The sequence below is a fragment of the Stenotrophomonas sp. 99219_Sma genome (genome assembly GCF_056480785.1).
Genome location: NZ_CM151117.1, coordinates 1238965 through 1261448 on the forward strand (window position 1 = coordinate 1238965; position 22484 = coordinate 1261448).

The following is a 22484-nucleotide window of genomic DNA, read 5'->3' on the forward strand; positions in this document are numbered from 1 at the left end:
TGCTGGAACCGCCATGGCCAAGCTTGGAACTCCGTTGTCCCCCTCCGCCACCCGCGTGCTGCTGCTGGGCTCGGGCGAACTCGGCAAGGAGGTGGCCATCGAGCTGCAGCGGCTGGGCGTGGAAGTGATCGCCGCCGACCGCTATGCCGATGCCCCGGCCATGCAGGTCGCGCACCGCTCGCATGTGATCGACATGCTGGATGCGATGGCCCTGCGCGCGCTGATCGCCCAGGAGCAGCCGCACCTGGTGGTGCCGGAGATCGAGGCCATCCACACCGAAACCCTGGTCCAGCTGGAACAGGAGCAGGGCCTGCGGGTGATCCCGACCGCGCGCGCCGCCCGCCTGACCATGGACCGTGAAGGCATCCGCCGCCTGGCCGCCGAAACCCTGGGCCTGCCGACCTCGCCCTACCGCTTCGTCGATACCGAAGCCGAGTACCGCGCCGCTGTGGCCGCCATCGGCCTGCCGTGCGTGGTCAAGCCGGTGATGTCGTCCTCGGGCAAGGGCCAGAGCACGCTGCGCAGCGAGGCGGACATCGCCCCGGCCTGGGACTACGCGCAGACCGGTGGCCGTGCCGGTGCCGGCCGCTGCATCGTCGAAGGTTTCATCGATTTCGACTACGAGATCACCCTGCTGACCGTGCGCCATGCCGGCGGCACCTCGTTCTGCGCGCCGATCGGGCATCTGCAGAAGGACGGTGATTACCGCGAAAGCTGGCAGCCGCAGCCGATGTCGAGCGCGGCACTGGCGCGTGCCGAAGAGATCTCGCGTGCGATCACCGATGACCTCGGTGGCTGGGGCCTGTTCGGTGTCGAGCTGTTCGTGAAGGGCGACGAGGTGTGGTTCAGCGAAGTGTCGCCGCGCCCGCACGACACCGGCCTGGTGACGCTTGTTTCGCAGGAACTGAGCGAGTTCGCGCTGCACGCGCGCGCCATCCTCGGCCTGCCGATCCCGGTGATCCGCCAGAGCGGCCCGTCGGCCTCATGCGCGCTGCTGGCGCATGGCGAGGGCGTGCCGTACTTCAACAACGTCGCCGCCGCCCTGCAGGTGCCGGACACCGCCGTGCGCCTGTTCGGCAAGCCGAGCGTGCACGGCCATCGCCGCGTGGGCGTGACCCTGGCGCGCGCGGAAACCATCGACGAAGCGCGCGCCATCGCGCGTGATGCCGCCGACGCCATCGGCGTCGAACTGCGCCCGTAAAGCAAAAAGGGGACGGAGGGGATTAAGTCGTTTGTGGCACAAACGACTTAATCCCCTCCGTCCCCTTTTTGTTATTTCACATCCACCCACACCAGGTGGTGGTCGCTGCCGTCGGCGATCTTCGCTTCCGGGCTCTCATTGGCCGGCCAGAACACGCCGCTGCCGATGTACTCGAAACCGGTCGAGGGCAGCACGTAGTCCAGGCGCATGGTGCCGGACTTTGGGCCGAAATCGCCGGTGGCATGGAACGGTGCGCCCTTGCGCTCGATGCCCTTGGCCGCATAGGCCAGGCTGGTCTGCTCGCCACCAACGCTGCGCGGGGTGGGGTAGCGCAACACGCGAGCGTTCTCGATCAGTTCGACGATCGCCTCATGGCGGCCATCACCATCGACCGGGTCGTTGTTGAGGTCGCCCAGGATCACGAAGCGCGCGTCCTGCGCCAGGCCACCGCACTGCCCCTTGTCGTCGCACAGCCACGGCTTGTCACCCTTGGACAGGTATTCCTGCCACAGGCGCAGTTCGTCGTGGTTGCGCGCGGCGTTGCGCTTTTCCGGGCCATCGAACACTGGCGGGGTCGGGTGCGAGACCAGCGCGTGGACCACGCCGACCGGGGTCTTCACCGGCACGTCCCAATGCGACTTCGACGACAGGCGCAGCTGCGACCACACGTGGTCGTTGTAGAAGCTCTTGCCGGTGCGCGGGTCGACCGGACGGATCGCGCCCGGCATCGCGCTCCACTTCAGCAGCTGAAAGCTGCGCACCTTGGCTTCATCGATCGGGTAGCGCGACAGCACCAGCATGCCGTACTGGCCCGGGTGCAGGCCGTAGCCCCAGGCATCGTTGCCGCGGCTGCGGCCTTCGCCGCCGACCACGCCGTTGTTGTCCAGGTCCAGGCCGCTGGGCACGCCGGTGTTGACCGGGGCCAGGTAGCGGTAGGCGAAGTGCAGCGGCTTGCCGCCGCCGGGCTGGGCCACTTCCAGGTAGCGCTTCTGGAACAGGTCGGCGGCGCGGTGGGCGTCGTCGAAATCGAATTCGTTCAGCAGCACCAAGTCCGGGCGCGCCTGCTGCAGCACCGCGGCGATCTTGCGCGCGTGCTCGCTGTCGCCTTCCAGTTCCTTGATCAGGCCACCGGTCTCATCGGAGTACAGCGAGGTGTTGTAGGTGGCCAGGCGCAGCGCAGCGGACGGCTTTTCGGTCATCGCAGGGGACGTGGCGAAGGCGGGGGCGGTGGCGCCGCAGAGCAGGGCCAGGGCGAGGATCTGGGGTCGGAGGTTCATGCGCCGTATTGTGCACCCGGCCCGGTGTCAGTGGTTTGTCAGCGTCCGTCCAGTTCGTCGTCGAAATCGTGCCAGCGGCGGCCGTCATAGGCTTCCAGCGGTCGATAGCGCCGTTTGTAGTCCATCTTCTGATGCCCGCGGATCCAGTAGCCCAGGTAGACGTGCAGCAGGCCCTCGCGGCGGGCCCATTCGATCTGCTGCAGGATCGCGAAGGTGCCCAGCCCGCGCGCGGCATGGTCCGGGTCGAAGAAGGTGTAGACCGCCGACAGGCCGTGCTCGGTGACGTCGGTCACCGCCACACCCAGCAGCTGGCTGGGCTGGCCGTCGTGGCCGGGCAGGCGCATCTCCATGAAGCGGGTGTGCGACCAGCTGCCGATCAGGAACTGCTCGAATTCGTGCGGGCCATGGTCGTCCATGCCACCGTTGGCGTGGCGATGCACCAGATAGCGGTGATACAGCGCGAACAGGTCATCGCGGGCGGTGGCCGCGGTGATGCGTACTTCCAGGTCTTCATTGCGGGCGGCACAGCGGCGCTGGCTGCGGTCCGGGGCGAAGCGGGCCACCGGAATACGCACCGCCACGCAGGCCTGGCAGTGCGCGCAATGCGGGCGGTAGACCAAGTCGCCGCTGCGGCGGAAGCCCCAGCTCAATGCCAGCGGGTACAGGCCGCCGAGACGACGGTCGTGCGGATCCAGCACCAGGTCGCGTGCCACCCTGTCCGACCAGTACCCGCAGGGGTGTTCGCCGGTCTGGAAAAGCCGCAGTTCGTCGTCTCTGTCGCCGTGTATCGCCATGGGCACAGCATAGCCCCAGGCTGTCGCAGTGGCGGCGACTGTCCGCCGGATGAATGGAACCGGCAGCGGCGTCAACCGATGTCGCGCCCGGGCGTTGTTGTCCCCCGAGGGTGAAGTGATCACCCCGACGCAATCCCCATCCCCAGGAGTGACCTCATGATCCGTACCCCCCTGCTGCTGGCCCTGCTGCTCGGCACTTCCGCTAGCGGTATCGCGCTGGCCGCCGATGCCCCGACTGCGCCGGCGCAGCGCCCGGCCAAGCTGGACACCAACGGCGACGGCGTCATCGACCGCAGCGAAGCCGCTGCCAACCCGCGCCTGGCCGCGAAGTTCGACGAGCTGGACAAGAACAAGGACGGCAAGCTCTCGCGCGATGAGCTGCCGCGCTGGCAGCATGGTCGCCGTGGTGGCCACGGCGGTGAGCGCTGGGCCAAGCTGGACGTCAACAAGGACGGCCGCATCAGCCGCGAGGAAGCCAAGGCCGATCCGCGCCTGGCCGCGCGCTTCGACGAGCTCGACCTCAACAAGGACGGTTACCTGGACAAGGCCGACCGCGAGCTGCGCATGAAGCAGCGTCGTGATGCCTGGTTCGCCGCCGCCGACACCAACAAGGATGGCCAGCTGAGCAAGGCCGAGTTCGACGCGGCCAAGGGCCCGATGCACGGTGGCCCGCGCCACGGCGGTCCGCGCGATGGCGCGGCGCCGAAGCCGCAGCGCTGAGGTTCAACGCAGTGAATGACGACAACGCCGGCGCACTGCCGGCGTTGTCCGTTACAGGCGGCCGCTGCGCATCAGTGAGTACACCACCAGCGCGATGACCATCAGGTTCATGGCGATGATGCCGGTGCGGCCGTACATCGATTCGAACTTCCAGTTGATGCCGGTGCGTCCGCGGCGGGCCGAATCGCGCGCGATCATCGGTGCCATCACCCGCTGCAGCGGCACCAGGCACTGGTAGTTGACCACGCCCAGGCCTACCGCCAGCACCGTCAGCTGCGCCCAGACCGGCGCCTGCAGCATCACAGCCAGCAGGATCGCCAGGCACCAGAACATGCCGGTGATGATGTTGAGGTAGAGGAAGCGGCGCACGTCGCGGCGCTCGGACGCCGTTTCGGTGTACGACATCAGGAAGCGGCCGCCGAGATAGCTGCCGATCGCACCACCGACCACGCCGCCGATCACCGCCCCCCAGCTTTCGGCCGGCAGCACGTGCAGCTGGCCCAGCGTGGCAGTCAGCGAGCCCATCGCGGTGCCGCCCGCAGCGCTGGCACCGCCGAGGCCAAGCTTGCTGCCGCCGATGCCGACACCGGTGCCGAGCAGCACCGCAGCACTGGCCGTGCCGGGCGCAGCCACCAGTACCATCGAAACCACCGCCGTAGCGAACGCGGCACTGGGTGCGCTGCTGCGCGCGAACTCGCCGAAGCGTTGTAGCAGGCCGTCGCGCACCAGAGCGCGGGCACGCGACAGGCGCTTGCGCACGGCGGCGTCACTGAGCCCAAGCAGGTCGGCCACCTGCTGCGAGCGCTGGCCTTCGCGGTAGTACAGCAGCAGCACTTCGCGGCTGTCGGCGGGAAGGGCGGAGATGATGTCCTCGGCGGCGATCTCTTCTTCCACCCGTTGCAGGCGGTCGGCCGCGCCCGGGGCCGGGTCGGCGGCCATGCCCATCGCCACCTCGGCGGCCTCGCCGGTCAGCGGCCGGCCGCGCTGCGCGCGCAGCCAGTCGCGGGCCAGGTTGCGGGTGATCTGCCGCAGCCACGGCAGGAAGCTGGTCGAACTGCGCAGCTGGTGCAGCTGCTGCCAGCCCTTCACGAAGGCCTCCTGGGCGATGTCCTCACTGGCCTGACGATCGCGGGTGATGGCCAGCGCGATGGCGGTAACCGTGTTCTGGCAGGCCAGCACGATGCGGCCATAGGCGTGCTGGCAACCGCTGGCGGCGGCAGGCAGTTCGCGTTCCAGTGTCTGGTCGATCGATGCGGCGAACGTCGTCATGGCGGCGGCTCTCCTGCTGGGATTGTGTCCCAAGACGGAGCCGCGCGCCGAATGTGACCGGCCTTCTGCACGGTAGTGCCGGCCGCTGGCCGGCAACCTCATGACAAAAAAAGGGGACGGAGGGGATTAAGTCGTTTGTGCCACAAACGACTTAATCCCCTCCGTCCCCTTTTTCGGCTGCCGGCCAGCGGCCGGCACTACCCGTGCGTCACTTCGAGGGCTGGATGCGAACCCGGATTTCTTCCTCTTCCGGTGCGGCCTGCGGAGCCGGTTGCGCCTGCTGCGGCTGGGTCTGCGGGGCAGGGGCCGGTGCGACCGGCGCCGGGGCGCCACGATGGCGCAGGCCGATCACCAGCGCCACGCCGGCGATCACCACCAGCAGGGCGATGCGGATGCGCCAGGCCCAGCCACGGCCGCCGCCGGTCGTCTCTGCGGTGTCGCGGAAGGCGAATTCGGCGGTCGGATGGTCGCGGCGGGTGGTGTCGAGCAGTCGCGCCTCGCGCAGGATTTCACGCGCGCGCGGCTGGTCGTCGGCGCGCACGATCCACACCGCTGGGTAGGCGTTGGCGTTGCCCAGGTCGGTATAGCTGAACTGGCCGCGGCGACGGGTCTTGTACGAGCGCCCATTGGTCACCTTGACGTCGATGCCATGCCCGCGCAGGAGCTCGGCGACGCCTTCAACGGTTTCCACACGCTGGCTGCTGAAGATCTGGCGCATCGGATCAGTCCTTGGCCGGCACGGCGGCGGCCGCGGCCTGGTCGGGAACCACGCGGATCAGGCCTTCCTGCGCGGTGCTGGCCACCAGCACGCCATTGCGGGTGAAGAACTGGCCGCGGGCCAGGCCGCGCGAATCCTGCGCGCTGGGGCTGTCCAGCGAGTACAGCAGCCAGTCGTCGGCGCGGAACGGGCGGTGGAACCAGATCGCGTGGTCGAGCGAGGCCATCTGCACGTGCGGGTGGTAGTAGCTGATGCCATGCGGGAACGTGGCGGTGCCCAACAGGTGGAAGTCGGAGGCATAGGCCAGCAGCGCCTGGTGCAGCTCGGGCGCATCGCCGACCGGCTCGCTCAGGCGCAGCCACACCTGGTGGTAGGGCGGGCGCTTGGGCGGGTTGAGTTCATCGCGCGGGTAGACGTGGCGGAACTCGAACGGGCCGCCGCGCGACAGCCAGCGCTGCACCTTGATCGGCAGCCGCTCCAGCACTTCGGCCGGCAGCGGGCGGTTCGGTTCGATGTCTTCCGGCTGCGGCACTTCGGGCATCTTGTGCTGGTGCTCGGCGCCGGTCTCGGCCTGCTGGAACGAGGCCGCGCAGAAGAAGATCACCTTGCCGTGCTGGATCGCAGTGACGCGGCGCACCGAGAAACTGCCGCCGTCGCGGGTACGGTCCACGTCGTAGACGATGGGGTGGTCGATGTTGCCGGCGCGCAGGAAGTAGGCGTGCAGCGAGTGCACGTGGCGCCCGTTGTCGACCGTGGCCTGCGCCGCAGCCAGCGCCTGGCCCAGCACCTGGCCGCCGAACACGTACTTGGTGCCGATGTCGCGGCTCTGCCCGCGGAACAGGTTGTCCTCCAGCCGCTCCAGGGTGAGCAGGTCGATCAGCTCGGAGACGACGGGTTCGGGCGTGTCGTTCAAGGGGGCGGCCACAGCAATGAAGAGGCCCCGATTATACCGTTGCAGGCCAGTCCATCATTGGTAGTGCCGGCCGCTGGCCGGCAACCTCATGATCCTCCTGGGGCACCTGCGGTTGCCGGCCAGCGGCCGGCACTACCGGTTACTTGCCCAGCCGGGCGACCAGCGCCTGCAGGGCATTCTGCGCGTCCGGGGCGAACCAGGCCTCGACGAAGCGGTCGAGCTGGATCAGGTCCGGGTGCAGGGCTTCGTGCAGGTCGGCACGGGCAATGGCGCGGGTCAGCAGCATCGGCTGGCGCGGCTGCTTGAGCAGGTTCTGCAGCCAGGCGATGGCGCGCGCCACCACCAGGTCGCCTTCGGCCAGTTCATCGACCAGGCCGATCTGCAGCGCCTGTTCGGCCGGCACCAGCGAGCCGGTGGTCAGCAGGACGCCGGCGCGGTGTACGCCCACCGCGCGGCGCAGCAGGCGCTGGATGCCCTCCGGCGCGATCAGGCCCACCTGCACTTCGTTCAGGCCGATGGCATACGGCCGCGACGGATCGGCGCTGCGCGCCATCACCCGGTAGTCGCAGCACAGGGCCAGCACGCAGCCGCCCGCCGGTGCGTGGCCGGTGATCGCCGCGACCACCGGGATCCGGCTCTCGGCCAGCGTGCGCACGGCGCCAAAGAAGGCGTTCCAGGTGTCCAGCAACTTGTGCTTGTCATCACCATGCGAGAGCAGGTGCGGCACGTCCATGCCGCCGGTGAAGATGCGCTCGCTGCCCGACAGCACGATGCCGTGCGCGTCTTCGGCCATGGCCAGCTCGATGGCATGGATCAACTGCCGGCACAGTTCGGTGTCCAGTGCGTTGACCGGCGGCCGCGCCAGGCGCAGTTCGCGGATGGGGCCATGGTTGATCACCTCGATGAGCGTCGTCATGCTGCGGTCTCGTTGCGAAGAAGGAACCTGGGCGATGATAACCAAACCATTCGTTGGCGTACTGTTGGTTCTGTGTGCGGCCGCAGCATCGGCGTCGGCGGCGGAACCGGACTGCGTCACGGTGGAGCAGGGCTGGGCGCGGTTGCCACCGAATCCGGCGATGCCGATGACCGCCGGCTACGGCGTGATCCACAACGGCTGCAGCAAGGCGGTGGCGATCACTGGCGCGACCAGCAGCAGCTTCAATGATGTGTCGCTGCACGAGACCACGATCGTCGATGGGGTCAGCCGCATGCGCGCGATCGAGCGTCTGCCGCTGGCACCGGGCGCGCGCGCCGAGCTCAAGCCCGGTGGTCTGCACCTGATGCTGATGCAGGGCAAGGGCGCGTTGAAGGAAGGCCAGGCGCTGCCGCTGCGGCTGCAGCTGGAAGGCGGTGGCGAAGCGAGCGCGACGTTGGTGGTGCGCAAGGCCGCGCCGTAAGCGCGCGGGGAAACGGCACGCTGCTGCTGACGCAAGGGGTTGGGATGGCCGTCGTAGCGTCGAGCTTGCTCGACGGCCCCGGCCTGCAGCAGTCGAGCAAGCTCGACTCTACGGATGAAGCGACGATTGGGATGGCTGCCGTAGCGTTGAGGACGCTGGGCGCGAACGGAATATCCGGTAGTGCCGGCCGCTGGCCGGCAGGACGCGAAATGCCGGCCAGCGGCCGGCACTACCAGGGGGCTTACGACCAGTCGAACGAGAACAGCACCGTGCGGCTTTCCGGCTCGTACAGCATCACGATCGCATCGGCACCGGTGGCGCACCAGTTGTAGCCGGCCACGTCGGCCACGGCGAAGAATTTGTTGCCATTGCGGGTGATGATCACTGTTTCGGCATCGTCCGCAGCGTTGGGGTCATCGGCAGCTTCGGTGAAACCCAGCTCGAATGCCGCGGGAATCTCTGCGGTTTCGGTCCAGTTGCCGAAACTGATCGGGCCACCCAGCGTATCCAGATAATCGCGCTCGCTGGCCTCACCCTTGCCATAGCGCGAGTAGCAGGCGAGACGGCCATGCGTGGCATGGTAATCGCGGGCCTTGGCGTAGCTCTCGCGCATCTGCGCGATGTGTTCCTGCGCATCCTTGTCCTGCACCGCATCACCGATGAAATAGCCCGCGTTGCCGAGGAAGCGCATCTCGTTGCCGGCGGTCAGTTCGAAGGCGATCCAGTTGGTGCCGGTGAAATCGTTGTGGTGTTCTTCTGTGGTCTCGCCGATGCAGCCGTCATACGGCTCGATCGGGCACAGCATCGTTGCCACCTGGCCGGCCAGTTCCGGGCGCAGCACGCCGAGGTCGATCTTCAGCAGCGGCAGCAGGTGCTGGCCGAGCCAGGCCTGGTCGGAGGGGAAGACATCGGTGGGGAAGGCGACCATGCCGGGCAGCAGGTCGCGCAGTTCAGTCTGGTGGATCATGTCAGTCCTTTGAATTGGATCGGTAGTGCCGGCCGCTGGCCGGCATCCGCGATACATCTGGAGGTTGCCGGCCAGCGGCCGGCACTACCACAGGCGCGTCAGGTAGACGCGCTACGGATCGCCTCCGGCAGCGGCGCGCTCTTGCCGGTCTGGGTGTCCATCCAGACCACCACCACGTTGCCGTCCGAATAGAGCTTCGATTCGTCCTGCTGGTCGACGATGCGGTGGCCGATGGTCACGCTGCTGTTGCCCAGGCGCTCGACGAACAGCTCGACCAGGATGTCGTTGGGCCACACGATCGGCAGCCGGTAGTTGACGTTGGTCGCGGCCACCACGGGTGCGATGCGGTCGGTCATCGACACACCGTCCACGCCCAGCATCCAGCGCACGCGCGCTTCTTCCAGGTAGGAGATGTACTTGGCGTTGTTCACATGGCCCATGCTGTCCATGTCACGCCAGCGCACGCTGATCGGGATGCGGGCCAGGATCTTGTGTTCGCTGCTCATCAGGCGTCCTTTTTCTTCTTGCTGGCAGTGGCGGTCTTGCTGGTCTTGCCGGTGCTCTTGGCAGCCACGGCCTTCTTCGCCGGCTTCTCGGCCTTTTCAGGCTTCACCTTGCGCGGCGGGCGGGCGTCGGGCTTGTTCGCCACGGCGGCCGGCTGCTCCGGGCGCGCGTGGGTGGACGGCAGCATGCGCGCAAGGAACTGGCCGGTGTACGACTGCGGGCAGGCCGCCACGTCTTCCGGCGTGCCGGTGACCAGGATGGTGCCGCCGCGATGGCCGCCTTCCGGACCCAGATCAACGATCCAGTCGGCGGTCTTGATCACGTCCAGGTTGTGTTCGATCACCACCACCGTGTTGCCCTCGTCGCGCAGCTTGTGCAGCACGCCCAGCAACGCTTCGATGTCGTGGAAGTGCAGGCCGGTGGTCGGCTCGTCGAGGATGTACAGGGTGCGGCCGGTATCGCGGCGCGACAGTTCCTTGGACAGCTTCACGCGCTGCGCTTCACCACCGGACAGCGTGGTCGCGCTCTGGCCCAGCTTGATGTAGCTCAGGCCGACGTCGACCAGTGTTTCCAGCTTGCGCGCAATCGACGGCACCGGTTCGAACAGCTTCAGCGCATCCTCGACGGTCATTTCCAGCACGTCGTTGATGTTGAAGCCCTTGTACAGGATCTCCAGCGTCTCGCGGTTGTAGCGCTTGCCATGGCAGACGTCGCAGGGCACGTACACGTCCGGCAGGAAGTGCATCTCGACCTTGATCAGACCGTCACCCTGGCAGGCTTCGCAGCGGCCGCCGCGCACGTTGAAGCTGAAGCGGCCCGGCGAATAGCCGCGTGCACGCGCTTCGGGCACCTGTGCGAACAGTTCGCGCAGCGGCGTGAACAGGCCGGTGTAGGTGGCCGGGTTCGAGCGCGGGGTGCGGCCGATCGGCGACTGGTCGATGTCCACCACCTTGTCGAACAGGTCCAGGCCATCGATTTCCTTGTACGGAGCGATCGGGTGCGAGGCGCCGTTGATCTCGTTGGCGGCCAGCGAGAACAGGGTGTCGTTGATCAGGGTCGACTTGCCCGAGCCGGACACGCCGGTCACGCAGGTCAGCAGGCCCGACGGAATCGCCAGGTCCACGCCCTTCAGGTTGTTGCCGGTCGCCCCGCGCAGGTGCAGGGTCATCTTCGGGTTCGGCGTGTGCCGGCGCGCCGGAATCTCGATCGCGCGCTTGCCCGACAGATACTGGCCGGTCAGCGAACGCGGTGCCTCCAGGATGTCCTGCAGGGTGCCCTGGCCGACGATCTCGCCGCCGTGCACGCCCGCGCCCGGGCCGATGTCCAGAACGTAGTCGGCCAGCCGGATCGCATCCTCGTCATGTTCGACCACGATCACCGTATTGCCCAGGTCACGCAGGCGGGTGAGGGTGCCGAGCAGGCGTTCGTTGTCGCGCTGGTGCAGGCCGATCGACGGCTCGTCGAGCACGTACATCACACCGACCAGGCCGGCGCCGATCTGGCTGGCCAGGCGGATGCGCTGTGCCTCGCCACCGGACAGGGTGTCTGCCTTGCGCTCCAGGGTCAGGTAATCCAGGCCGACATCGACCAGGAAGCCGAGGCGTTCGCCGATCTCCTTGACGATCTTCGCGGCGATCTCGCCACGCCAGCCCGGCAGGCTCAGTTCACTGAAGAACTTCAGTGCCTCGTCGATCGGCAGCACCACCAGCTCCGGCAGCGGGCGATCGGCCACGAACACGTTGCGTGCTGCCTTGTTCAGGCGCGCGCCATTGCATTCCGGGCACGGCTGTTCGCTGATGTACTTGGACAGCTCCTCGCGCACCGCAGGCGACTCGGTTTCCTTGTAGCGGCGTTCGAGGTTGGGAATGATGCCCTCGAAGCGGTGCTTGCGCTGGGTGCGGCCGCCAGCTTCGGTGAAGTAGGTGAAGGTGATCGTTTCGTCGCCGCTGCCGTACAGCACGGCCTGCTGCACCTTGGCCGGCAGCGAGTTCCAGGCGGCGTCCACGTCGAACTTGTAGTGCTTGGCCAGCGAGGCGATCAGCTGGAAATAGTAGGCGTTGCGGCGGTCCCAGCCGCGCACCGCACCGGCGGCCAGCGACAGCTCCGGATGCACCACCACGCGCGAGGGATCGAAGAACTCGGCGATACCCAGGCCATCGCAGCCGGGGCAGGCGCCCATCGGTGCGTTGAACGAGAACAGGCGCGGCTCCAGTTCCGGCAGCGAGTAGTCGCACACCGGGCAGGAGTACTTGGAGGAGAACAGCGCCGGCGTGGCGTCGGCGGTGTCCAGGCTCTTCACCGAGGCCATGCCATCGCCCAGCTTCAGTGCGGTCTCGAAGCTCTCGGCCAGGCGCTGCTTGATGTCCTCGCGCGGGCGGAAGCGGTCGATCACCGCCTCGATGGTGTGCTTCTGGCGCAGCGCCAGCGGCGGCACCGCATCGATTTCATACAGCTCGCCGTCCACGCGCACACGCACGAAGCCCTGCGCACGCAGCTGGTCGAACACCTGTGCGTGTTCGCCCTTGCGGTCGCGGATGACCGGCGCCAGCAGCATGTAGCGCTGTTCCGGGTCCAGCGTCAGCACCTGGTCGACCATCTGGCTGACCGTCTGCGCTTCCAGCGGGTAGCCGTGGTCCGGGCAGCGCGGGGTGCCGACGCGGGCGTACAGCAGGCGCAGGTAGTCGTAGATCTCGGTGATGGTGCCGACCGTCGAACGCGGGTTGTGCGAGGTCGACTTCTGCTCGATCGAGATGGCCGGGGACAGGCCTTCGATGTGGTCCAGGTCCGGCTTTTCCATCACGCTCAGGAACTGGCGCGCATAGGCCGACAGCGACTCGACGTAGCGGCGCTGGCCTTCTGCATAGATGGTGTCGAACGCCAGCGAGGACTTGCCCGAACCGGACAGGCCGGTGATCACGATCAGCTTGTCGCGGGGCAGGTCGAGGTCGAGGTTCTTCAGATTGTGCGTCCGCGCGCCGCGGATGCGGATGAAATCCATCGCCATGGGGGATCCGGTTGTGGGGGCGTTGGCTGGGTGCCGGGCCAGCAGGGAACGGCAATCGGTCAGCCTACCGAGGTGACCAGATGGGGGCAATGGGCGACAATGCCAGCCCGATGTCTCACCTGATGAGACAGGCCGACAGGCAGGGGTCAGATCCCTTTTCACAACGTGAAAAGGGATCTGACCCCGTTCCGGCCGGGCCCCCGGGCCGTTCAGGGGTTGACTTGACCCGCGCCCGCTGATCTGCGTACAATCCCGCTCCTGTCCGCCCTCGATGGCGGCAGCTCAGACCACAATAACTACAGAGGAAGGCCTGGTCATGTACGCAGTACTGGTCACCGGCGGTAAGCAATACCGCGTGGCGCAGGGCGAAAAGCTCCGCATTGAAAAGCTCGAAGTCGAAGTCGGCAGCGAGATCAAGTTTGACAACATCCTGATGCTGGGTGACAGCGACGGCGTGAAGCTGGGCGATGCGCTGAAGGGCGCTGCCGTCACCGCCAAGGTCCTGTCCCAGGGTCGTGCTGACAAGGTCCGGATCATCAAGTTCCGTCGCCGCAAGCACCACATGAAGCGTCAGGGTCACCGTCAGTACTACACCGAAATCGAGATCACCGGCATCGCCGGCTAAGCATCAGGAGAAGCAGTCATGGCACATAAAAAGGGCGTAGGCTCCTCGCGCAACGGTCGCGACTCCAACCCGAAGTACCTGGGCGTCAAGATCTTCGGCGGCCAGGCCATCGAAGCCGGCAACATCATCGTGCGTCAGCGCGGCACCCAGTTCCACCCGGGTTCGGGCGTTGGCCTGGGCCGTGACCACACCCTGTTCGCCCTCGTGGACGGCAAGGTGGAGTTCTCGGTCAAGGGCGCCAAGAAGCGCCGCACCGTCAGCATCGTCTCGGCCGACGCCTGATCCAGGCATCGCCGGCACCCGTGCCTCGGCATGGGGGTGCTGCATGAAGAGCCCCGCTTCGGCGGGGCTTTTCGTTAGAGTGAAAGCAAGACCGGCCAGGCCGAGTTGCCGGCCAGCGGCTGGCATAACATTCAAGGCGACGGCTGGCAGGCCGCGCCCATCGCAGGCATCGAAACAATGAAACTGGTAGACGAAGCAGAAATCGAAGTGTTCGCCGGCAACGGCGGCAACGGCTGCATTGGCTTCCGTCGCGAGAAGTTCATTCCGCTCGGCGGCCCGGACGGCGGCGACGGCGGTGCGGGCGGCAGCGTGTACATCCGCGCCGACGAAAACCTGAACACCCTGGTCGACTTCCGCCATGACCGCATTTTCAAGGCGCAGCGCGGCGAGAACGGCATGGGCCGCCAGGCCTATGGCAAGGGCGGCGAAGACCTGACCATCACCGTGCCGGTCGGCACCGTGGTGATCAACGTCGCCACCGATGAAATCATCGGCGACCTGACCCAGCATGGTGATCGCCTGCTGGTGGCGCAGGGCGGTCGTGGTGGCCTCGGCAACATGCACTTCAAGAGCTCGACCAACCGCTCGCCGCGCCAGGCGCTGCCGGGCGAGCCGGGCGAAGAGCGCACGCTGAAGCTGGAGCTGAAGCTGCTGGCCGACGTCGGCCTGCTGGGCTTCCCCAACGCTGGCAAGAGCACCCTGATCCGTGCCGTTTCGGCGGCGACGCCGAAGGTGGCCGATTACCCGTTCACCACGCTGTACCCGAACCTGGGTGTGGTGAAGGTGGAGAACTACCGCAGCTTCGTGATTGCCGACATTCCCGGCCTGATCGAAGGCGCTGCCGACGGTGCCGGCCTGGGTGCGCAGTTCCTGCGCCACCTGCAGCGCACCCGCCTGCTGCTGCACCTGGTGGACATCTCGCCGATGGAGGGCGGGGTGGAAGGCATTTCCCCGGTCGAGCAGGTGCGCGCGATCGAGCGCGAACTGGAAAAGCATGATCCGGAGCTGCTGCAGAAGCCGCGCTGGCTGGTGCTGAACAAGGCCGACCTGATGTTCGAAGACGAAGCGAAGGCTGCGGCCGAACAGATCGTTGCCGAGCTGGGCTGGAAGGAGCCGTGGTTCCTGGTCTCCGCGCTGGGCCGCGAAGGTACTTTCCCGATCATGAGCCGGATCATGGCCTTCTTCGATCGCCAGAAGGAAGACGAGCTGGAAGCCCGCAACGCGCAGTAATGCTGTTGTGGTTCCATGCGAAAAACCCGGCTTCGGCCGGGTTTTTCATTTTCCGTTAGTGCCGGCCGCTGGCCGGCATTCCTCGGGGTTGCCGGCCAGCGGCCGGCACTACCGGATCGCGTGGATCGCAGGCAACAAAAAACCCGGCCGGGGCCGGGTTCTTGTCTGCTGCCCTACCCGAAGGGGCAGGGCGGCAACGCCGGATCAGGCGGCCTTGAGGGCCTTGATGCGGTCGTTCAGGCGGCTCTTGTGGCGAGCAGCCTTGTTCTTGTGGATCAGGCCACGCGCGCTGAAGCGATCCAGGATCGGCTGGGCAACGGCGAAGGCGGCTTCGGCGCCGGCGGCATCGTTGGCGTCCAGCGCCTTGATCACTTTCTTGACAGCGGTGCGCAGCATCGAGCGCTGAGCCACGTTGCGCGCGTTGCGCACGACGGTCTGCTTGGCGCGCTTCTTGGCGGACTTGATATTGGCCACGGTGGTGGTTTCCTGAAAAAATCGGTGTTATGGGAACAGCAAGCTAGCTAGTATGATGGCCCGAGAAATGCACGTCAAGTCGATTGTCAAGAGGGACGCTGAGTGAGTTCACCGAAGATGTTGCGAGGCCTGCTGTCGTTCAGCAGCATGACCATGGTCTCGCGGGTGCTCGGACTTGTCCGTGACCAGGTGATCACCACCACGTTCGGCACCAATGCGGTTACCGATGCGTTCTGGGTTGCCTTCAGGGTACCCAATTTCCTGCGCCGGTTGTTCGCCGAAGGCTCTTTCGCCACCGCTTTCGTGCCGGTGTTCACGGAAGTGAAGGAAACCCGCAGCCATGCCGAGCTGCGTGAACTGATGGCCCGCACCGCCGGCACCCTGGGTGGGGTGCTGATGCTGGTTACCGCGCTGGCGCTGATCTTCGCGCCGCAGCTGGCGGTCGCATTCTCGAGTGGTGCTGATACCGACCCGGTCAAGCAGACCCTGCTGGTCGACCTGTTCCGCCTGACCTTCCCGTTCCTGTTGTTCGTCTCGTTGACCGCGCTGGCCGGTGGCGCGCTGAACAGCTTCCAGCGTTTCGCGATGCCGGCGCTGACCCCGGTCATCCTCAACCTGTGCATGATCGCCGGTGCGCTATGGCTGGCGCCGCAGCTGGGCGGCACCCCGGAAAAACAGATCCTGGCGCTGGGCTGGGCGGTACTCGCCGCCGGCATCCTGCAGCTGCTGTTCCAGCTGCCCTCGCTGAAGGGCATCAACCTGCTGACCCTGCCGCGCTGGGGCTGGCGCCATCCGGGCGTGCGCAAGGTGCTGACGCTGATGGTGCCGACCCTGTTCGGTTCCTCGGTGGCGCAGATCAACCTGCTGCTGGATACCCTCATCGCAGCCAAGCTGACCGACGGCTCGCAGTCGTGGCTGTCGCTGGCCGATCGCTTCCTGGAGCTGCCGCTGGGTGTGTTCGGCGTGGCGCTGGGCACGGTGATCCTGCCGGCGCTGGCCCGCCATCACGTCAGCACCGACCGCGAGGGTTTCTCGCGCTCGCTGGACTGGGGCCTGCGGATGACCCTGCTGATCTCGGTGCCGGCCATGCTGGGCCTGCTGCTGCTGGCCGAGCCGCTGATCGCCACTCTGTTCCAGTACCGCCAGTTCACCGCCTTCGATACCCGCATGACCGCGCTGTCGGTGTACGGCCTGAGTTTCGGCCTGCCGGCGTTCGCCCTGCTGAAGGTGGTGCTGCCGGCGTTCTATGCCCGCCAGGACACCAAGACCCCGGTCCGTGCCGGTGTGGCCGCGCTGGTGGCCAACATGGTGTTCAACTTCGCCCTGCTGGCCGTGCTGTACCAGGTCATGGTGCCGGACGAGCTGAAGGCGCAGGGCGTGATGGCGGCCATCGGCAAGCAGCCGGGCCTGCACCTGGCGCTGGGCATCGCCAGCGCACTGTCCAGTTACCTGAACCTGGGCCTGCTCTGGTACTGGCTGGGCAAGACCGATGTCTACCAGCGCCGGCCGGGCTGGGGCGGCTATCTGGTGCGGCTGCTGCTGGCCTGTGCGGCCATGGTCGGCGTGCTGTTGGCCCTGCTGCATTGGGTTCCCGACTTCACCGTCATGGACAAATGGCACCGTATCGGTGGCCTGATGCTGCTGGTCGGCGGCGGTGGCGCGACCTATGCGGTGGCCATGCTGGCGATGGGCTTCCGCCCGCGCGACCTGCGTGGGCATTGATCGCGGCCCGTGGCGGCTATACTTCAGGGTTACACCATTGAAGCAGCGGCCCCGGTCGGGCCGGAACGAGAGTTGATGAGCAGGCTGTTCAGAAGCGTCGAGGGCGGGGAGCTGTTCCCCAACGGAAGCGTGGTCTGTATCGGTGCATTCGACGGCCTCCACCTGGGCCATCGTGCGCTGGTCCGCCACGCGGTTGCCCGCGCGCGCGCCTTGGGCGTGGCCGCGGTGGCCGTGGCGTTCGAGCCGCTGCCGCGTGAATTCTTCGCCCAGGGCACGCCGCCGCCGCGGCTGACCCTCGCACGCAGCAAGGTCGAGATCCTGCGCGAGCTCGGCGTCGATGCGATCGGTCTGCTGCGTTTCGATGCGGCGATGGCGGCGATGCCGGCCGAGACCTTCGTGCGCCAGCTGCTGGTCAATCGCCTGAGTGCGCGTGAGGTCTGGATCGGGCCGGAGTTCTGTTTCGGCAACCGCCGTCGCGGCGACCTGGCCCTGTTGCAGCAGCTCGGTGCCGAGCTCGGCTTCAGCGCCGGCGAGATCGAAGCGGTCGACCTGCATGGCGAGCGCATTTCCAGTACCCGCATCCGCCAGTTGCTGCAGGACGGCGACTTCGCCCGTGCCGGCGACCTGCTCGGGCGTCCGTACGCGATCAGCGGGCGGGTGGTGCGCGGCCGCCAGCTTGGTCGTACGCTGGGCTTCCCCACTGCCAACCTGCGGTTCCCGAAGACGCCGGCGCTGTCGGGCATCTACGCAACCTGGGTGCACGGCGTGTTCGACCAGCCGTGGCCGTCGGTGTCCAGCTTCGGCACGCGGCCGACCGTGGACGGCGTGGAGCCGTTGCTGGAAGCCCATCTGTTCGATTTCCAGGGCGACCTGTACGGGCGCCACATCGACGTGGAGTTCGTCGCCAAGCTGCGCGACGAAGAGAAATTCAATGATCTGGCGGCACTGACCGACCAGATGCACCGCGATGCCGAACAGGCGCGCGCCATCCTTTCCGAACATAGATTGCGAGCCACTGCGTGAGCCAGGACTACAAGACCACCCTGAACCTGCCAGCCACCGAATTCCCGATGCGCGGCGACCTGCCCAAGCGCGAGCCGGGCATTCTGGCGCGGTGGGAAGAACAGGGGCTCTACCAGCAGCTGCGCGACAACGCCGCCGGCCGCCCGCTGTTCGTGCTGCACGACGGCCCGCCGTACGCCAACGGCCGCATCCATCTCGGCCACGCGGTCAACAAGATCCTGAAGGACATCATCGTCAAGTCGCGCTACCTGGCTGGCTTCGACGCGCCCTACGTGCCGGGCTGGGACTGCCACGGCCTGCCGATCGAGATCGCGGTCGAGAAGAAGTGGGGCAAGGTCGGCACCAAGCTCGACGCCGTCGAATTCCGCCAGAAGTGCCGCGAGTTCGCCGAAGAGCAGATCAACATCCAGCGCGTGGACTTCAAGCGCCTGGGCGTGACCGGTGACTGGGACAACCCGTACAAGACCCTGAGCTTCGACTTCGAAGCCAACGAAATCCGTGCGCTGGCAAAGGTCGTGGCCAACGGCCACCTGGTGCGTGGCGCCAAGCCGGTGTACTGGTGCTTCGACTGTGGCTCGGCGCTGGCCGAGGCCGAGATCGAATACCAGGAAAAGGAATCGCCGGCGATCGACGTGGCCTACGCCGCGCGCGATGCGCAGGCCATCGGCCAGGCGTTCGGCGTGAGCGTGCCGGCTGACGTGGAAGTGGCCGTGCCGATCTGGACCACCACCCCGTGGACGCTGCCGGCTTCGCTGGCGGTGTCGCTGGGCGCGGAGATCAACTACGTGCTGGCCGAAGGCCCGGCGCACAACGGCAAGCGCCGTTGGCTGGTGCTGGCCGCGGCCCTGGCCGAGCGCGCGCTGCAGCGCTATGGCGTCGAAAACGTGGTGCTGCACGGTGAAACCACCGGTGCCGCGCTGGAGAACCAGCTGCTGGCGCACCCGTTCTACCCGGAGCGCGAGATCCTGGTGCTCAACGGCGAGCACGTCTCCGACGAGGACGGTACCGGTGCGGTGCACACCGCCCCCGGCCACGGCCAGGAAGACTTCGTGGTCAGCCAGAAGTACGGCCTGCTGGACAAGTACAACGCCGGCCAGGTGACCCCGATCGACGGCCGTGGCGTGTACCTGGAATCGACCCCGCCGGCCGGTGACGTGGTGCTGGCTGGCCAGCACCTGTGGAAGGCGCAGGAGGCCATCGTCGGCGTGCTGCGCGACAACGGTTCGCTGCTGGCCTTCCACCCGATCCGCCACAGCTACCCGCACTGCTGGCGCCACAAGACGCCGGTGGTGTTCCGCGCCACCCCGCAGTGGTTCATCTCGATGGACAAGGCCAACCTGCGCAACGATGCGCTGGCCGCCATCGATACCGTCGGCTGGTTCCCGACCTGGGGCAAGGCGCGCATCCAGAGCATGGTCGACGGTCGTCCGGACTGGACCATCTCGCGCCAGCGCACCTGGGGCGTGCCGATCGCACTGTTCACCCATCGCCAGACCGGCGAGATCCACCCGCGTTCGGTGGAGCTGATGCAGCAAGTCGCCGACCGCGTCGAAGCCGAGGGCATCGACGTGTGGTATTCGCTGGATGCCGCCGAACTGCTGGGCGCCGAAGCGGCCGACTACGAGAAGGTCACCGACATCCTCGACGTCTGGTTCGACTCGGGCGTGACCCATGAAGGCGTGCTTGCGGCGCGTGGCTTCGGCAAGCCGGCCGACCTGTACCTGGAAGGTTCCGACCAGCACCGCGGCTGGTTCCAGTCCTCGCTGCTGACCGGCGTGGCGATCGACAAGCGCGCGCCGTACAAGCAGTGCCTGACCCACGGCTTCACCGTGGACGAGCACGGCCGCAAGATGTCCAAGTCGCTGGGCAACGGCATCGAGCCGCAGGACATCATGAACAAGCTGGGCGCGGACATCCTGCGCCTGTGGATCGCCTCGGCCGACTACAGCAACGAGATGTCGCTGTCGCAGGAGATCCTCAAGCGCAACGCCGACGCCTACCGTCGCCTGCGCAACACCGCACGCTTCCTGCTCGGCAACCTGGACGGTTTCGATCCGGCCCAGCACCTGCAGCCGCTCGACCAGATGGTCGCGCTGGACCGCTGGATCGTGCATCGCGCGTGGGAGCTGCAGGAGAAGATCAAGGCGGCCTACGACGGCTACAACATGGCCGAGATCGTGCAGCTGCTGCTGAACTTCTGCAGCGTGGACCTGGGCTCGCTGTACCTGGACGTGACCAAGGACCGCCTGTACACGATGCCGACCGATTCGCACGGTCGCCGTTCGGCACAGAGCGCGATGTACCACATCGCCGAAGCGTTCACCCGCTGGGTGGCGCCGATCCTGACCTTCACCGCTGACGAGCTGTGGGGCTATCTGCCGGGCGAGCATGCCGGCCATGTGCTGTTCACCACCTGGTACGACGGCCTGGCGCCGCTGCCGGCCGATGCCCAGCTCAACGCCGCCGACTTCGACCAGCTGCTGGCCGTGCGCGAGCAGGTGGCCAAGGTGCTCGAGCCGATGCGTGCCAACGGCGCGATCGGTGCCGCGCTGGAAGCGGAAATCACCATCGCCGCCAGCGAAGAGCAGGCCGCGAAGTGGCAGCCGCTGGCCGATGAACTGCGTTTCCTGTTCATCAGTGGCGACGTGCAGGTGCGCCCGGCGACCACCGACGAGGTGTTCGTCAGCGCCCAGCCGACCACCAAGGCCAAGTGCGTGCGCTGCTGGCACCACCGCGCCGACGTTGGCAGCAACGCCGACCACCCGGAACTGTGCGGTCGCTGCGTGAGCAACATCACCGGCGCCGGTGAAGTGCGGAGCTGGTTCTGATGGCCGCGCCCCGTCCGCATCCGAACGCCCTGGTCTGGCTGCTGCTGTCGGCCGCCATCATCGGCTTGGACCAGTGGTCCAAGGCCTGGGTGTTGTCGAGCCTGCCGGAGTTCCAGCCGGTGGTGGTCATCGACGGCTTCTGGAACTGGTACCGCACCTACAACACCGGTGCCGCGTTCAGTTTCCTGAGCGACGCCGGTGGCTGGCAGAAACACTTCTTCACCGTGTTGGCGATCGTCATCAGCGGCCTGATGGCCTGGTGGCTGCGTAGCACTGCCCGCGGCAACTGGAAGGCCGCGGTGCCGTACGCGCTGATCATCGGCGGCGCGATCGGCAACGTGATCGACCGCCAGGTGCATGGCCATGTGGTCGACTTCATCCAGTGGTACGTGGGCAGCTACACCTGGCCCTCGTTCAACATCGCCGATTCGGCCATCGTGGTGGGTGCCATCGGCATCGCCCTGTTTGGCCTGTTCGACGGCAAGTCCGCCAAAAAGGCGGATAATGCCAATCCGAAACCGTAAGCCGGCCGCTGCCGGGAGACTGAACTGATGGATGTGCTGCTCGCCAACCCGCGTGGATTCTGTGCCGGCGTCGATCGTGCGATCGAGATCGTCAAGCGCGCGATCGAAACGCTGGGCGCGCCCATCTACGTCCGCCATGAAGTGGTGCACAACCGCTTCGTGGTCGACGACCTGAAGCAGCGCGGTGCGATCTTCGTCGAGGAACTCGATGAAGTGCCGGACAACAACACGGTCATTTTCAGCGCGCATGGCGTGTCCCAGGCCGTGCGCCAGGAGGCCGAGCGTCGTGGCCTGAAGGTGTTCGACGCCACCTGTCCGCTGGTGACCAAGGTCCACTTCGAAGTGGCCCGCCACTGCCGTGCCGGCCGTGACGTGGTGCTGATCGGCCACGCCGGTCACCCGGAAGTGGAGGGCACCATGGGCCAGTGGAACCGCGAAGCCGGCACCGGCCAGATCTATCTGGTCGAGGATGTCGAGCAGGTTGCCACGCTGCACATCAACCAGCCGGAAAACTTCGCCTATACCACCCAGACCACGCTGTCGGTGGACGATACGCGCGGCATCATCGATGCATTGCGTGAGCGCTTCCCGGCGATGCAGGGCCCGAAGAACGACGACATCTGCTACGCCACGCAGAACCGCCAGGACGCCGTGCGCGATCTGGCCAAACGCTGCGACCTGGTGCTGGTGGTCGGCTCGCCGAACAGTTCCAATTCCAACCGCTTGAGCGAGCTGGCCCGTCGTGAGGGCGTGGAGTCGTACCTGATCGACGGCGCGCACGAGATCGACCCGCAGTGGGTGGTTGGCAAGCAGCACATCGGTGTGACCGCAGGTGCCTCGGCGCCGCAGGTGCTGGTCGATGGCGTGCTGGCGCGCCTGGCCGAGCTGGGCGCCAGTGGCGTGGGCGAGCTGGACGGCGAACCGGAATCGATGGTGTTCGCGCTGCCGAAGGAACTGCGCCTGCGCCTGGTCGACTGACCGGGAAGCGCCTCATCCACGCATGGCGTGGATC

The 22484-nt window shown here is 66.9% G+C and carries 21 protein-coding genes; 11 read left to right on the forward strand and 10 right to left on the reverse strand.

What is annotated here, in order from left to right; translation table 11 throughout:
* Nucleotides 1-13 precede the first annotated feature (13 nt).
* Nucleotides 14-1201, forward strand: a complete 1188-nt coding sequence (purT, locus tag ACZK13_RS05655; RefSeq protein ID WP_014646362.1) for a formate-dependent phosphoribosylglycinamide formyltransferase — start codon at nucleotides 14-16, stop codon at nucleotides 1199-1201.
* A gap of 71 nt (nucleotides 1202-1272) precedes the next feature.
* Here purT and ACZK13_RS05660 read toward each other — a convergent pair whose 3' ends face one another.
* The gene (locus tag ACZK13_RS05660) at nucleotides 1273-2478 is read right to left on the reverse strand and encodes an endonuclease/exonuclease/phosphatase family protein (RefSeq protein WP_125893785.1); all 1206 of its coding nucleotides are present in this window, start codon (nucleotides 2476-2478) and stop codon (nucleotides 1273-1275) included.
* Between the two features lie 38 nt (nucleotides 2479-2516).
* Nucleotides 2517-3272, reverse strand: a complete 756-nt coding sequence (locus ACZK13_RS05665) for an arginyltransferase (protein ID WP_478482343.1) — start codon at nucleotides 3270-3272, stop codon at nucleotides 2517-2519.
* A 156-nt stretch (nucleotides 3273-3428) separates the two neighbouring features.
* On the opposite strand from ACZK13_RS05665, the gene ACZK13_RS05670 reads away from it, so the two are divergent.
* Nucleotides 3429-3992 (forward strand): EF-hand domain-containing protein, encoded by a 564-nt coding sequence (locus tag ACZK13_RS05670; protein ID WP_478450578.1) that lies wholly within the window; start codon nucleotides 3429-3431, stop codon nucleotides 3990-3992.
* A 51-nt stretch (nucleotides 3993-4043) separates the two neighbouring features.
* Here ACZK13_RS05670 and ACZK13_RS05675 read toward each other — a convergent pair whose 3' ends face one another.
* From ACZK13_RS05675 to ACZK13_RS05690, 4 genes are all read right to left on the reverse strand, one after another.
* A complete protein-coding gene (locus ACZK13_RS05675; protein ID WP_049398908.1) occupies nucleotides 4044-5261 on the reverse strand; it encodes an RNA polymerase sigma factor in 1218 nt (405 codons plus the stop codon).
* A 208-nt stretch (nucleotides 5262-5469) separates the two neighbouring features.
* Entirely contained in the window at nucleotides 5470-5979 is a 510-nt protein-coding gene (locus ACZK13_RS05680; protein ID WP_032127591.1) for a pathogenicity-like protein, read from the reverse strand.
* A gap of 4 nt (nucleotides 5980-5983) precedes the next feature.
* A complete protein-coding gene (gene tesB / locus ACZK13_RS05685) occupies nucleotides 5984-6904 on the reverse strand; it encodes an acyl-CoA thioesterase II (RefSeq protein ID WP_004148214.1) in 921 nt (306 codons plus the stop codon).
* A 127-nt stretch (nucleotides 6905-7031) separates the two neighbouring features.
* Nucleotides 7032-7808, reverse strand: coding sequence for an enoyl-CoA hydratase/isomerase family protein (locus ACZK13_RS05690; protein ID WP_032127589.1), 777 nt, complete (start codon nucleotides 7806-7808; stop codon nucleotides 7032-7034).
* A 34-nt stretch (nucleotides 7809-7842) separates the two neighbouring features.
* Here ACZK13_RS05690 and ACZK13_RS05695 point away from each other — a divergent pair, with 34 nt between their 5' ends.
* Nucleotides 7843-8289, forward strand: coding sequence for a copper chaperone PCu(A)C (locus ACZK13_RS05695; RefSeq protein ID WP_125895428.1), 447 nt, complete (start codon nucleotides 7843-7845; stop codon nucleotides 8287-8289).
* A 241-nt stretch (nucleotides 8290-8530) separates the two neighbouring features.
* Here ACZK13_RS05695 and ACZK13_RS05700 read toward each other — a convergent pair whose 3' ends face one another.
* The 3 genes from ACZK13_RS05700 to uvrA all read right to left on the reverse strand — a co-directional run bounded on the left by ACZK13_RS05700 (nucleotide 8531) and on the right by uvrA (nucleotide 12764).
* A complete protein-coding gene (locus ACZK13_RS05700) occupies nucleotides 8531-9256 on the reverse strand; it encodes an enolase (protein ID WP_125895429.1) in 726 nt (241 codons plus the stop codon).
* Nucleotides 9257-9354: 98 nt separating this feature from the next.
* Nucleotides 9355-9762, reverse strand: coding sequence for an acyl-CoA thioesterase (locus ACZK13_RS05705; RefSeq protein ID WP_006424673.1), 408 nt, complete (start codon nucleotides 9760-9762; stop codon nucleotides 9355-9357).
* Nucleotides 9762-12764, reverse strand: coding sequence for an excinuclease ABC subunit UvrA (gene uvrA, locus ACZK13_RS05710; protein WP_478482344.1), 3003 nt, complete (start codon nucleotides 12762-12764; stop codon nucleotides 9762-9764). Before uvrA ends, ACZK13_RS05705 begins: the two co-directional genes overlap by 1 nt.
* 316 nt (nucleotides 12765-13080) lie before the next feature.
* On the opposite strand from uvrA, the gene rplU reads away from it, so the two are divergent.
* The 3 genes from rplU (at nucleotide 13081) to cgtA (ending at nucleotide 14901) form a co-directional block, all read left to right on the forward strand.
* A complete protein-coding gene (gene rplU / locus ACZK13_RS05715; protein ID WP_005408557.1) occupies nucleotides 13081-13389 on the forward strand; it encodes a 50S ribosomal protein L21 in 309 nt (102 codons plus the stop codon).
* 18 nt (nucleotides 13390-13407) lie between these two features.
* Nucleotides 13408-13671, forward strand: a complete 264-nt coding sequence (gene rpmA, locus ACZK13_RS05720; protein WP_005415704.1) for a 50S ribosomal protein L27 — start codon at nucleotides 13408-13410, stop codon at nucleotides 13669-13671.
* 177 nt (nucleotides 13672-13848) lie between these two features.
* Nucleotides 13849-14901 carry an Obg family GTPase CgtA gene (gene cgtA, locus ACZK13_RS05725; RefSeq protein ID WP_032127584.1) on the forward strand — a complete coding sequence of 351 codons (1053 nt, stop codon included), beginning with the start codon at nucleotides 13849-13851 and terminating at the stop codon, nucleotides 14899-14901.
* A 204-nt stretch (nucleotides 14902-15105) separates the two neighbouring features.
* Here the strand turns inward: cgtA and rpsT are convergent, their stop codons facing one another.
* Entirely contained in the window at nucleotides 15106-15375 is a 270-nt protein-coding gene (gene rpsT, locus ACZK13_RS05730; RefSeq protein WP_005408560.1) for a 30S ribosomal protein S20, read from the reverse strand.
* A gap of 117 nt (nucleotides 15376-15492) precedes the next feature.
* Here rpsT and murJ point away from each other — a divergent pair, with 117 nt between their 5' ends.
* From murJ to ispH, 5 genes are all read left to right on the forward strand, one after another.
* Nucleotides 15493-17097, forward strand: coding sequence for a murein biosynthesis integral membrane protein MurJ (murJ, locus tag ACZK13_RS05735; protein WP_125895443.1), 1605 nt, complete (start codon nucleotides 15493-15495; stop codon nucleotides 17095-17097).
* A gap of 75 nt (nucleotides 17098-17172) precedes the next feature.
* Nucleotides 17173-18120 carry a bifunctional riboflavin kinase/FAD synthetase gene (locus ACZK13_RS05740; protein WP_032127582.1) on the forward strand — a complete coding sequence of 316 codons (948 nt, stop codon included), beginning with the start codon at nucleotides 17173-17175 and terminating at the stop codon, nucleotides 18118-18120.
* Entirely contained in the window at nucleotides 18117-20948 is a 2832-nt protein-coding gene (gene ileS, locus ACZK13_RS05745; RefSeq protein ID WP_125895432.1) for an isoleucine--tRNA ligase, read from the forward strand. Before ACZK13_RS05740 ends, ileS begins: the two co-directional genes overlap by 4 nt.
* Nucleotides 20948-21472, forward strand: a complete 525-nt coding sequence (lspA, locus tag ACZK13_RS05750) for a signal peptidase II (protein ID WP_049424357.1) — start codon at nucleotides 20948-20950, stop codon at nucleotides 21470-21472. The genes ileS and lspA overlap by 1 nt, the downstream gene beginning before the upstream one ends.
* A 27-nt stretch (nucleotides 21473-21499) precedes the next feature.
* The gene (gene ispH / locus ACZK13_RS05755) at nucleotides 21500-22450 is read left to right on the forward strand and encodes a 4-hydroxy-3-methylbut-2-enyl diphosphate reductase (protein WP_049424359.1); all 951 of its coding nucleotides are present in this window, start codon (nucleotides 21500-21502) and stop codon (nucleotides 22448-22450) included.
* Nucleotides 22451-22484 lie beyond the last annotated feature (34 nt).